Raw genomic sequence first — 11,930 nt, 5'->3', positions numbered from 1 at the left:
TATTGAATAATATAATTTGAATTTTTGTAAAAGAAAACAAGCTCCTTATTCCACATGGAATAGGAGCTTATGCGCTTTCGCTAAATAGCCAAATCAAACTTCAATTGAGGTTTGACTGGATCATAATCTTCCAAAACAAAGTCCTCGGCTTTAATCTCAAAGAAATTGGTGCCATCTGGCACATTCAGTACCAAGCGAGGCTGGCAATCCGAGGGCTCGCGCCGGAGTAATTCCTCCGCCTGTTCGAATTGGTTATCATAGATGTGAAGGTTGTTGATAAAGTAAAAGAACTTGCCAACCTTCCAGCCAAAATGCTTGGCGATCATCATCTGAAGAGCTACATACTGCATGGCATTGATATGGTGCGCTACCAACATGTCATTCGAACGTTGGGTCAAGGTCGCATCCAGATAGATTTCCCCGTCGACACGCCGCACATCAAACATGGTTTGAAAAGCACAAGGTAAGAGCCCTTCGCTCTCCTCAAAGGCTTGATAGTCCCAGAGAGAAATGATATTGCGTCGATTCCAGGGATTGGCTTCCAGCTGTTTGAGAATCTTGTTGATGATGTCGTGCTTTTTAACGACAGCACCATAACGCTCTCCAATTGTTCCCGTTTCTCCTACTTCCCAGTCATTCCAGTAATGAACTTGGTATTTATCATTTAGGAGTTCCAGACTATTGGACTGGTCCTGGTAGATCCAGAGCATCTCCTTGATGGCGGACTTGATGGCGATAGGACGAAGAGTCGTAATAGGAAACTCGCCCTTTGCCAGATCAAACTCCATAAATGCCCCAGTGATGTATTTGGAATTGGCAGTTGTGCCATCCTTGTACTTGGGCCGAGCTTGCTCAGACCAGACGCCTTCTTCCATAATTCTTCGAATATTTTCTTTAAAAAGGATATCTGCTTTTGTCATTCATTCTCCTTAAATACTGTAATACCTTCATTATAACACAGGATAAAAAAAGGAGTGGGAAAGAACTTCGCAAAATATAAAAGGTTCCCTAAACCTTTTCAATCTTCTCACCCCCGCATAGCTTCAACAGTCTGGGAGACTGTTGAAGGTTGCAGATAAATGAAACTTTGTTTCCCTCATTAGGTCATCTTTGAAGCTTTAAAAGCGAGCAAATACTTAGGAAACTAGCTTCGCAAGTTTAATATGCCACCTCAAAGCAGTGCTTTGAGCAATCAACCACTGTGCCCTGCTGTTATTGCTATCAATCACAAAGGCTGGACAATTTTTGCCCAGCCTATTTCTGTATGATTCTATTGTAGTACAAGTGATGCAGCACCAATCACACCTGCATCATTTCCAAGATTAGCAAGCACCAGTTGGGTTGAGGTCCGAACTTGTGGGAAGGTATTTTCATTAAAGACCTTTTGAACCCCATCCAAGAGGAATTGACCAGCTGCTGATACACCACCACCAATGACGATGTTGGCTGGGTTCAAGACACTAGCGATGTTGGCACAAGCAATACCCAAGTATTGAGAGAAATGACGGTAGACAATCAAGGCCAACTCATCTCCATCTTTAGCAAGATCAAAGACTGTCTTAGCTGTAACTTCTTCGCCATCATCAATGAGACGTTTCAAGGTCGCATCTCCTGCATATTCATCTGCATAGCGACGAGTCAAATTGACAATCCCAGTCGCTGAAGCCACTGTTTCCAAGCAACCTTTCTTACCACAGGTACAATCAAATGGACGATCGAAGTCTACTGTGATATGACCAAGCTCACCAGCTACACCACCAGCACCGTGCAAGAGTTTTCCTTCCGCAACGATACCGCCGCCAACACCAGTTCCAAGTGTCATGAAGACGACATCTGGTTGATTTTCACCAGCACCTTTCCAGCGTTCCCCTAGGGCAGCTACGTTGGCATCATTATCGATGAAGAAAGGAATTCCCAAGGCAGACTCAATATCTTTCTTGATGGGTTGTACGGTTTTCCAGTTGAGGTTGTAAGCTCCAACGACAGTTCCTTCAAAACGATCCACTGCACCAGGAGATCCCATCCCGATTCCAATAAAATCTTCTGCGGATAAGTTTAATAACTCCAAGCGGTGTTGGATGGAAGCGATGATATCAGGAACGATGTGGCTTCCTTCGTCAAGGATGTTGGTCTTGATAGACCACTTCTCTTGAATCTCTCCTTCTTGCGTCAAAATGGCAAATTTAACAGATGTTCCACCTAAGTCAATACCAATAATTTTTTTGGACATTTTATACTCCTTTGTTCCTATTCTCTTGACACTAGTATACCAAAATGTGAAAAGGGTTTCAATTGTTTTTCAAGAATTCTCTCAATTTCATTTGCAAAAAAAGAACCTGTCCGCAAAAACACAGACAGTTTTCTTTACTCTTCGTTATGAAGTTTTAAAAAGAGTCTCAAGGATTGAACGCCAATTATGAAGAAGAACAATCCTAAAATATGTAACAAGAAGACACTAATAGATAGAGGACTAACAATGAGAAACAATCCTGTAAACAGTTGAATAAGCCCCCAAAATGTAAATTTCTTGGATAATTCTTCAGATCGTTTGGAAAGGTAATGGGCCTTTTTCAAACTCAAAGCAGACTTATACAAGAGCCAAATACCGAGTGTGATCGGAAAGACAATTGGCAAGGTCTTGTAGCCATATAGTAAGAGATAGACTGCAAAGACTAGCGAGACCACACTTTGAAATAAATAGGGATCCGACAAGGTCGCTTGGGTCCGTAGACGGTAGTAACGTGATAAGCGCGAAACTGAAATCAAGAAGAATCCCAGAGAAATCAACCAACTAAAGGTGGCAATTTTTTCGATTGGATTCACAAAGAGAATAAAACCAATGCCACAAAATAAAAATGATGACAATAACAGACTGTATTTGCTAATATGATGCATTCTTCCTCCTTTAGTTTTCTGCCAACTCACTCAAGTACTCATACCGTTCATACTTGGCTAAGAGACGCTCGTTTTCTTCATCCATCTGACGTTGGAGACTGGCCAACTTACCAAAGTCAGAACCATTCTCATTCATCTCAGTCTCAATGGCTACGATTTTGTTTTCAATCTCTTCAATATCACTCTCAATGGTCGCCCACTCCTGCTTTTCCTGGTAGCTCATCCGTTTCTTCTCTTCTCGGACTTTGACTACCTTTTCTTTTTCAGGTTTGCTACTTTCAGCAACCATTTCTAGCTCAAACTTTTTCTCATCTAAGTAATCCGTATAATTTCCAAAGAATTCGCGGATGCCACCATTTTCAAAAGCTAAAATTTTTGAAGCAACCTTATCTAGAAAATAACGATCGTGGCTAACGGTGATGACTGGTCCACCAAAGCCTTGTAGGAAGTTCTCTAACACTGTCAAGGTCGCGATATCCAAATCATTGGTCGGTTCGTCCAAGAGCAAGACATTTGGTTTTTCGATGAGAAGTTTCAAGAGATAAAGACGCTTCTTCTCCCCACCAGAAAGTTTCTCAATCAAGGTGCCATGGGTCGAACGCGGAAAGAGGAATTGTTCCAGTAGCTCCGCAATCGATGTAGATCCTGCACTAGTCTTGACTTCTTCTGCTACTTCTTGCAGGAAGTTAATCATCCGCTTACTTTCATCTAAACCTTCGATCTGCTGCGAGAAGTAAGCAATTCGCACCGTTTCTCCGATAACGACCTTTCCAGCAGTCGGTTGGAGTTTTCCGGCAATCAGATTGAGCAGAGTTGATTTCCCAACACCGTTATCACCCACAATACCAATCCGATCCTTGTTTTGAACCAATAGGTTAAACTGCTGCAGAATCGGCCCTTGGTCATAGGCGAAATCGACATCTTGAAATTCAATGACTTTCTTACCAATCCGACTAGTTTCAAAGGACATTTCCAAATCTGTTTCTGTCGTCTGATGGGATAGATCCTTCTTGAGGTCGTGGAAGCGATTGATCCGCGCCTGTTGCTTGGTAGCACGCGCCTGCGGTTGCCGACGCATCCAGGTCAATTCTTGCTTATAGAGCTGCTGCTTCTTGTGAAGAAGAGCCGCATCTCGCTCATCCTGCTCAGCTTTCAAGCGGACATAATCCTGGTAGTTCCCTTGGTATTCAACTAGACCAGCACGATCCAGCTCAAAAATACGAGTTGAAATATTGTCCAAGAAATAACGGTCATGGGTGATGAAAAGAACGGTTTTCTTAGAGTTCTTCAAAAAATTAGTCAACCATTCGATGGTATCAATATCCAAATGGTTGGTTGGTTCATCTAACAGCAGCAAATCATGGTCTCCTAGGAGAACTTGTGCCAGCTGGACACGGCGACGCAAGCCACCCGATAAACTTCCAACCTTAGCAGATAGATCCTGAATGCCTAGTTTGGTCAGGACTGTTTTGACCTGGCTTTCGATTTCCCATGCATTGAGAGAATCCATCTCCGCCATGACTTTTTCCAGTTTCACTTGCTGACTTTCATCGTACTGGCTCGTCAACAGTTCATACTGACGAATCAATTGGAGTTCTTTCACATCTTCTGACAACACTGTATCGAGGACTGTCTTGCTATCATCAAATTGAGGTTCTTGGGTCAGATAACCAATCTTATAATCATTCTTTGCAGAAAAAGGAGAACGATCTCCGTCATAGCCTGAACGACCAGACAAAACATCTAAGAGAGTTGTTTTCCCTGTCCCATTGACCCCGATTAGTCCAATCCGGTCCAGCTCATGAATGATAAAAGAAATCTCTTTAAAGACCGTCTTATCCCCGACGGACTTGGTTAGTTTTTCAACGATAAAATCGCTCATGCTTCTCCCTTCATCTCTTCAAGATAGTGGCTCAAAAAATTGCCAATCGCTTTTTTGTCATTCTCTAATTCCCCATCTACAATGGCCCATTCAATGGCAGATAGCACTTGTCCTAGACTTGGACCTGGTTTTAAGTTGTATTCCTTCATCAGCATCCCACCATTGACTACAATTTCGTGTTTATCATGAATAGCTAGACTATCATACAATTCTTCGATAACTTGGAAATCTACGGGCAAGCCATGAGCCTGACGTAGTTCTTCCGCTGACAAGAGGAGATTGCGATCATAACGATAGACATCCCGACGATTTAAGCTAGCCTTTTCACGCAAGCGGTAGATTTCAACCAGCTGTTCTACCTTCTTAGCAAAGTCTCGTGACGTTTTCCATTTCTTGAAAAAAGCAGAGACCTTATTCTCATCTAAGGTTAAGAGTAAGGCAGCCCAAGCTTGTTCCGAACTCGTAAAGGTATAGTCCATAGACAGCTGAAAAAGTTTCTCTAGTGACAATTGGCTATTTTGTAAGAGAGGTAGATACTGATAGCTCTGGCTAGCAATCACACCCTCTAAGCCCTTGCGCCAATAAGGAGCCAAGAGGAGTTTATCCAACTCAATAAAGATCCGCTCGACAGAGATTTTCTCTAACAAGGGGGCGCAATCTGCCATGGCCTTAAAGGTCTCTTCTTCTAGATCAAAGCCAAGACTGGCCTGAAAGCGAAAACCACGCATGATCCGAAGGGCATCTTCGTTAAAACGTTCTGTCGCTACACCTACAGCTCGTAAAACCCGATTCTCCAAATCTTCTAGTCCGTTGAAGAGGTCAATAATTTCCCCTTCCTCACTCAACGCAAAGGAATTGACGGTAAAATCGCGGCGCTTGAGATCTTCTTCTAAGGAACGGACAAAATTAACCGCACTTGGTCTGCGAAAATCGACGTAGACATCCTCTGTCCGAAAGGTGGTAATTTCATATTCTTGATGATTTTCAAGAACCAGGACCGTCCCGTGTTCAATCCCGACATCAATGGTTCGCTCAAAAATAGCCTTGGTCTCTTCTGGGTAAGAGGAGGAAGCGATATCGACATCGTGGATGGGACGACCTAAAATGGCGTCTCTCACAGAGCCACCGACAAAATAAGCTTCATAACCAGCTCTACGAATCTTTTCTAATATTGGCAAAGCCTCCTGAAATTCAGAAGGCAGTTTTTTTAATCTCATAATAGATGTTCTAAACCATAGACAAGCTCATGACGCTTGACTACTTCTTTTACTCCTAGATTGACCCCTGTCATGAAGGACACCCGATCGTAGGAATCGTGGCGTAAGGTCAATCCTTCTCCTTGACTACCGAAAATCACTTCTTGATGGGCTACCAGACCAGGCAAGCGAACCGAATGGATGTGCATGCCTTGGTAGTTAGCACCGCGTGCACCTGGAAGGCTTTCTTCTTCATCTGGCGCTCCCTGCTCTTTTGGTTGACGGACCTGACTAATGAGTTCAGCCGTCTTCACAGCAGTCCCACTCGGTGCATCCTTTTTCTTATCGTGGTGCAACTCGATAATCTCTACATTTGGAAAGTACTTCGCTGCTTGCGCTGCAAATTGCATGAGCAAGACTGCTCCAATGGCAAAGTTTGGCGCAATGAGGCCTCCAAGATTCTTCTCACGAGACAATTCAATCAAGTCAGTGATTTCTTCCGTTGTAAATCCTGTTGTCCCAACTACAGGCGCTAGTCCATGCTCCAAAGCAAAGCGGGTATGTTCATAAGCCACTTTAGGAATGGTGAAGTCAATCCACACATCCGCATCAAGGGACAAAATCCCTTCCTTGGTGGTAAAAACTGGAACACCTGCTAGTTCTTTTTCAGACGCATGGGGATCAATCAAGCCGACTAATTCTAGCTCAGGATCCTCTAACACCATGTGATAAGCCGCTTGACCCATTCGCCCTTTAAAACCTGCAATTACTACTTTAATCGGCATGTTTTCTCCTTATACTTTCGGTACAAAACTAATAGCAACGCTATGATTTCCTAAGTGTGTACCAATGACACTGCCAAAAGTCGCAAATGGAATCTCACCAGTAAAACCGTCTTGATGAAGAATATCACGAAGCGTTTCTGCTTTATCCAGTGCATTCCCATGAATGATAATAATCTGATAGTCTTTATCCGCAGTTCCTTCTTTGACAATCTCAGCTAAAAGTTTAATGGCTTTTTTCTCAGTACGAACTTTCTCATACACTTCAATCACGCCTTCCTCGTTAAAATAGAGGATGGGCTTGATGCTGAGAAGATTCCCAAGGATTGCAGCTCCATTAGAGAGACGGCCACCTTTGACCAAATGATTGAGATCATCCACCATAATATAGGCAGAAGTCCCATCGATTTGAATCTGAATATTGGCCAGGATTTCATCGAATGATCGACCTTCATCTGCCCATTTGATAGCTTCTTCGGCCATCCACCCAAGTGGGGCACTAGTAATCTTAGAATCTGGAAAAGCAATAGTTAGATTCGGAAACTCTTCCTTCAAATACTGGATATTCTGATAAAATCCAGAAATGCCAGAAGAAAGGAAAATCCCTAAAACATGGGTATAGCCTTTAGCTTCTAGTTGCATCAAGAGTTCTTCTAATTCCGCGATACTAGGTTGGCTCGTTTTCGGAAGTTCAGACGAAGCTTCCATCTTTTGATAAAACTCTTTTGCTGTCAGGTTTTTACCTTCTACGTAAGATACTCCATCAATGACAACTGGAATATCTAGGACAAATAAATTATCGTGTCCTCTTGATTCATCTGATAGATAGGCAGAAGAATCTGTGATGACTGCTAATTTCATGCATTAAAACTCCAAATTAATCCCTGGTAAATCAAGGGCGATTTCAGTTACCTCATAGGTCAAACGATTCAGCATATTCAAGCAAGGACGAGCTAGTTCTTCCACTTCTTCTTTGCTGAATTCACTTGGCTCACTGACCAAACGATTGTGAATGTGGTTGATTTGGGTAATGGTCCCGCTGATGACAAAGCCATCAAAGACAATCATATAGGTCAAAATAACGATTAAAGAGGTTGTCTTCAACTCTGTATCGCGTTGAATTAATTGAAAGTTGACGTCTACTTTTGTCTCGGGAGTTCCATTTTCTTTTTCCCATTCAAAGTTACGAGCATCATAATGATACTGGCTGACGAATTCTTTTTCACGTTGGATATCCATACTTGTTCTCCTAAAAATAAGCGTTATGAAAATTATACCATAAATTAAATCAAGATTCTATTGCAGAACCATGTCTTTTCATACTGTTTTCTATCAAAGAAAGAGAAAAAGGCTGGGGAAATTCCAACCTTTTCGTCATGATTAGTTTTTAGGTTTGCGAAGCAATCCGAACAAGATACCACTTACAACTGCACCGATCAATACGAACAAGATGTAAAGAAGTGGATTTGATGTAAGAGCGATAACGAAGATTCCTCCGTGAGGAGCCATAAGTTTCAAGCCTGCAAGACCAACAAGGGCACCTGTCAATGCAGAACCTGCAATGAAGCTAGGGATGGCACGAGCTGGGTCAGCTGCACCGAATGGAATGGCACCTTCTGTGATGAAGGAAAGACCCATAACGATGTTTGTCAAACCTGAATCACGTTCTTCTTGTGTGAATTTATCTTTGAACAAGACAGTTGCTACGAAGACTGCCAATGGAGGAACCATACCAGCCGCCATAACGGCTGCCATAACAATAGAACCACCTGAAGCAACAGATTCAGCAAGTGTACCTGTAGCGAAGACATAAGCGGCTTTGTTAACTGGTCCACCCATATCGACAGCCATCATACCGCCGACGAGAAGTCCAAGAAGGACAGCTGAGCTACCTGACAAGCTTGAAAGGAAGTTGTTAAGACCAGTATTGATCGCTGACATTGGAATGTTGATAAGGAACATCAAGAAACCTGTCAAACCAACACCAAGTAATGGCAAGAGAAGGATCGAGCGGATACCTTCGAGTGAACGTGGAAGACCTGCAAGGGCTTTGCGTAGGAAGAGAACGACTCCACCCGCAAGGAAACCACCTACCAAAGCTCCAAGGAAACCAGATGATACGGCGGCTGGCAATTCGCCTTTAGCAGCACCGAAAGCGATGTTACCAAATGCTGAACCTGAGCTCGCAATGGAACCAGCAACGAAACCTGCTACAAAACCAGGTTTTTCAGCGATGGAGAATCCGATGTACCCTGCAAGTACAGGAAGCATGAAGCCAAAGGCTGCACCACCGATTGTTTTAAATTGAGCTGCTAATTCATGGTATGAACCAAGTTGAGACAATTGATCTTGAGGCACCCCAAGAATTTGGTCGATCAAGAAGGCAAGGGCGATCAAGATCCCACCACCGATAACGAATGGAAGCATTTGAGAAACCCCACTCATCAAGTGTTTGTAGAAGGCTCCACCTAAGCTCAATTTTTCTTGGCTAGCGCTTGCTTCTGCTGCATTTTCAGCGTGGAAGACATCTGCTTTGCCATCCAAGATGGTTTGAATCAATTCTTCGGTTTGACGGATACCAGCTGCGACTGGTTTAGAGATCAATTTTTTGCCATCGAAACGAGCTGTTTCAACTGCTTTATCTGCCGCAATGATCACCCCTTCAGCTTTGGCGATTTCTTCAGCTGTCAAACGGTTGCCGACACCGGATGCACCGTTTGTTTCAACACGGACCGTAACTCCCATTTCTTCACCTTTTTTGATGAGGGCTTCTTCTGCCATGTAAGTGTGGGCGATACCAGTTGTACATGCTGTAACGGCAACAATGAGCGGTTTGTCAGATGTTGCTGCTTCTTTGACTGCTTCTGCTTTTTTCGCTTCTTCTGCTGCAGCTACTTGCTCTTCCGCATCAAAGGCTGCGATCACTTGCTCAGGAGTGCTTGCTTGGCGAAGTTTGTCCGCAAATCCTGGTTTCATCAAGTACTTAGACAATTCAGCAAGGGCTGCCAAGTGAGTGTCGTTTGCTCCTTCTGGAGCTGCGATCATGAAGAACAAATCAGTCGGTTGCCCATCAAGTGATGCGTAATCAACACCTTTGTTTGATTTTGCAAACAAGACCGTTGCTTCTTTGACAGCTTCATTTTTGCTGTGCGGCATAGCAATTCCGTCACCCAAACCAGTTGAAGTTTGTGCTTCACGGTTCATAATCCCAGTCTTGAAGGTTTCAAAATCTGTCACCACACCATTGTCAACGAGCGATTGGACCATCTCATTGATCACACCCTCTTTATCTGTTGCTTGGAGATCAAACAACATCACGTTTTTATTTAAAACGTCTTGAATTTTCATAGTTTTTCTACCTCTACTTTTTCATAAGTTTCTTTAATATAGTCAGCTGTCGCCAAATCATCTGAGAAGGTGGTCGCTGTTCCACAAGCCACTCCCCATTTGAAGGCTTCGATGACATCTCCTGTCGTTGCGAGCTTCCCAGTGAAGCCTGCTACCATAGAATCGCCAGCTCCGACTGAATTCTTCACTTGCCCTTTGATTGGTTTTGCGAAGTAAGTGCCGCTTGGACTGACAAGAAGAGCACCATCACCCGCCATGGAAATAATGACGTTTTGTGCACCCTTTGCCAAGATTTCTTTGGCATAGCGTTCGATTTCTGGCAATTCCGTCAAGGTAACGCCAAAAATATCTCCCAACTCATGGTTGTTTGGTTTGACCAATTGCGGATTGAATTCCAAGGAATCAATCAAGGTTTGCCCTTCAAAGTCGCAAACCACTTGCGCACCTGTCGCACGAGTTGCTGCGATCAATTGTTTGTAAACGGCATTTCCAAGTGAAGATGGGGCAGATCCTGCAAAGACTACCACATCATCTGCTGCTAAACTTGATAGGATGCTGAGCAATTCTTGCAACTGAGCTTCCGTCACTTCTGGGCCATTGCCATTGATCTCCGTTTCCTCATCGGCTTTGATTTTGACGTTGATCCGGGTATCTTGGTCCACTGTCACAAAGTTGGTTGAAATGGCTTCGCTAGTCAGCACGTCTTCCAGGAAGCGTCCTGTGAAGCCACCGATAAATCCTGTCGCTGTGTTCTCGATATCAAGTCGCTTCAAGACACGACTGACATTGATTCCCTTACCACCGGCAAATTTATCTTCCGAAGCCATCCGATTGACCGCCCCTGTCTCTACATGATCGAGACGGACGATGTAATCAATCGCTGGATTTAATGTAACTGTATAAATCAAACCTCTATAACCTCCGTTTTTTCTTTTAATTTAGAAAGGATTTCCGTATCTGAAGCATTGGTAATGATGGTTGCTCTCTTAACCGGGGCTACCTTAACAAAAGATGTCCGCCCAAGTTTCGACGAGTCTAGAAGAATGTAAGTATTCTTTGCATTCTCTAGAATGGCGCGTTTGACGGCCCCTTCTTCAAGATCCGGTGTGCTGTAGGACTCCAGGTCGACGCCATTCATCCCAATAAAAGCTCGATCGAAGCTCAACTGGCCGATTTGATTCAAAGCTATTCCTCCGATGCTAGCGTCAGTCGACGTTTTGACCATCCCGCCGATGATGACCGTCGGAATATCTCTCTCCACTAAACTAGCTGCATGGTGAATGGAATTGGTCACAACTGTAACGGTTGGATTGGCCAACTCATGAACTAATAATTCATTGGTAGTTCCTGCATCGATAAAGACAACTTCAAAATCTTTGATCAATTCTGCTGCTTTTTTTGCAATAGCAGATTTTTCTTGCACGTTTTTGATTGCTTTATCTTTATTGCTTTCTTCTTCCTGCAAGGAATGAAGACTTTCAGCCCCACCGTGAATCCGTCTCAGTTTATTCTCAGCTTCTAATTCATCCAAATCACGTCGAACCGTTGATTCTGAGGAGTTTAACTCTTGGACCAAATCTTCAATAGAGACGATTCGCTCTTTGATAACCTTTTCTAAAATGATGTGTTTTCGTTCAGATTTTAACATATAACCTCCTTTCGGAAACGATTACAAGGACTATTATACTCTCTTATCTTTCAAAGTCAAGCACTAAATATCATTTTCTTTCATTTTCTATCATTTTTTCTATTACTCTAACTTTTAAACTACCTATTGAACCATCAATCATAGTCCTGTAAACCGTTAAATAATTCACCAATTTCAAC

The 11,930-nt window shown here is 43.2% G+C and carries 11 protein-coding genes; all 11 read right to left on the bottom strand.

The genetic code is table 11. The features are described 5' to 3' along the window. Positions 1–80: 80 nt before the first annotated feature. Positions 81–920 (bottom strand): thymidylate synthase, encoded by an 840-nt coding sequence (locus HMPREF9421_RS06945; protein WP_006596308.1) that lies wholly within the window; start codon positions 918–920, stop codon positions 81–83. A gap of 350 nt (positions 921–1,270) precedes the next feature. Continuing rightward, positions 1,271–2,230: an ROK family glucokinase gene (locus HMPREF9421_RS06940; RefSeq protein WP_006596307.1), complete on the bottom strand. Its 960-nt coding sequence runs from the start codon at positions 2,228–2,230 to the stop codon at positions 1,271–1,273. 134 nt (positions 2,231–2,364) lie between these two features. Next, positions 2,365–2,895: a DUF308 domain-containing protein gene (locus tag HMPREF9421_RS06935; RefSeq protein ID WP_006597344.1), complete on the bottom strand. Its 531-nt coding sequence runs from the start codon at positions 2,893–2,895 to the stop codon at positions 2,365–2,367. A gap of 10 nt (positions 2,896–2,905) precedes the next feature. Then, a complete protein-coding gene (locus HMPREF9421_RS06930) occupies positions 2,906–4,777 on the bottom strand; it encodes an ABC-F family ATP-binding cassette domain-containing protein (protein WP_006596305.1) in 1,872 nt (623 codons plus the stop codon). After that, entirely contained in the window at positions 4,774–5,994 is a 1,221-nt protein-coding gene (locus HMPREF9421_RS06925) for a CCA tRNA nucleotidyltransferase (RefSeq protein ID WP_006596304.1), read from the bottom strand. Before HMPREF9421_RS06925 ends, HMPREF9421_RS06930 begins: the two co-directional genes overlap by 4 nt. Then, on the bottom strand, positions 5,991–6,758 hold the full coding sequence (dapB, locus tag HMPREF9421_RS06920; RefSeq protein ID WP_006596303.1) for a 4-hydroxy-tetrahydrodipicolinate reductase: 768 nt from the start codon (positions 6,756–6,758) through the stop codon (positions 5,991–5,993). Before dapB ends, HMPREF9421_RS06925 begins: the two co-directional genes overlap by 4 nt. Positions 6,759–6,767: 9 nt before the next feature. After that, on the bottom strand, positions 6,768–7,616 hold the full coding sequence (locus tag HMPREF9421_RS06915) for a DegV family protein (protein ID WP_006596302.1): 849 nt from the start codon (positions 7,614–7,616) through the stop codon (positions 6,768–6,770). A 3-nt stretch (positions 7,617–7,619) separates the two neighbouring features. Beyond that, a complete protein-coding gene (locus tag HMPREF9421_RS06910) occupies positions 7,620–7,994 on the bottom strand; it encodes a DUF1149 family protein (protein ID WP_006596301.1) in 375 nt (124 codons plus the stop codon). Positions 7,995–8,135: 141 nt separating this feature from the next. Next, a complete protein-coding gene (locus HMPREF9421_RS06905; protein ID WP_006596300.1) occupies positions 8,136–10,103 on the bottom strand; it encodes a PTS fructose transporter subunit IIABC in 1,968 nt (655 codons plus the stop codon). Then, positions 10,100–11,011, bottom strand: a complete 912-nt coding sequence (pfkB, locus tag HMPREF9421_RS06900; RefSeq protein WP_006596299.1) for a 1-phosphofructokinase — start codon at positions 11,009–11,011, stop codon at positions 10,100–10,102. The genes HMPREF9421_RS06905 and pfkB overlap by 4 nt, the downstream gene beginning before the upstream one ends. After that, entirely contained in the window at positions 11,008–11,751 is a 744-nt protein-coding gene (locus HMPREF9421_RS06895; protein ID WP_006596298.1) for a DeoR/GlpR family DNA-binding transcription regulator, read from the bottom strand. Before HMPREF9421_RS06895 ends, pfkB begins: the two co-directional genes overlap by 4 nt. Positions 11,752–11,930: the final 179 nt, after the last annotated feature.

The organism is Streptococcus australis ATCC 700641 (assembly GCF_000186465.1).
Taxonomy (GTDB): Bacteria; Bacillota; Bacilli; order Lactobacillales; family Streptococcaceae; genus Streptococcus; species Streptococcus australis.
This window is presented reverse-complemented; position numbering and strand designations above follow the sequence as displayed.

Coding starts and splice junctions, on each gene's coding strand:
- dapB (WP_006596303.1), bottom strand. CDS start 6,758: ATGCCGATTAAAGTAGTAATTGCAGGTTTTAAAGGGCGAATGGGTCAA.
- HMPREF9421_RS06915 (WP_006596302.1), bottom strand. CDS start 7,616: ATGAAATTAGCAGTCATCACAGATTCTTCTGCCTATCTATCAGATGAA.
- HMPREF9421_RS06940 (WP_006596307.1), bottom strand. CDS start 2,230: ATGTCCAAAAAAATTATTGGTATTGACTTAGGTGGAACATCTGTTAAA.
- HMPREF9421_RS06925 (WP_006596304.1), bottom strand. CDS start 5,994: ATGAGATTAAAAAAACTGCCTTCTGAATTTCAGGAGGCTTTGCCAATA.
- HMPREF9421_RS06945 (WP_006596308.1), bottom strand. CDS start 920: ATGACAAAAGCAGATATCCTTTTTAAAGAAAATATTCGAAGAATTATG.
- HMPREF9421_RS06930 (WP_006596305.1), bottom strand. CDS start 4,777: ATGAGCGATTTTATCGTTGAAAAACTAACCAAGTCCGTCGGGGATAAG.
- HMPREF9421_RS06895 (WP_006596298.1), bottom strand. CDS start 11,751: ATGTTAAAATCTGAACGAAAACACATCATTTTAGAAAAGGTTATCAAA.
- HMPREF9421_RS06905 (WP_006596300.1), bottom strand. CDS start 10,103: ATGAAAATTCAAGACGTTTTAAATAAAAACGTGATGTTGTTTGATCTC.
- HMPREF9421_RS06910 (WP_006596301.1), bottom strand. CDS start 7,994: ATGGATATCCAACGTGAAAAAGAATTCGTCAGCCAGTATCATTATGAT.
- HMPREF9421_RS06935 (WP_006597344.1), bottom strand. CDS start 2,895: ATGCATCATATTAGCAAATACAGTCTGTTATTGTCATCATTTTTATTT.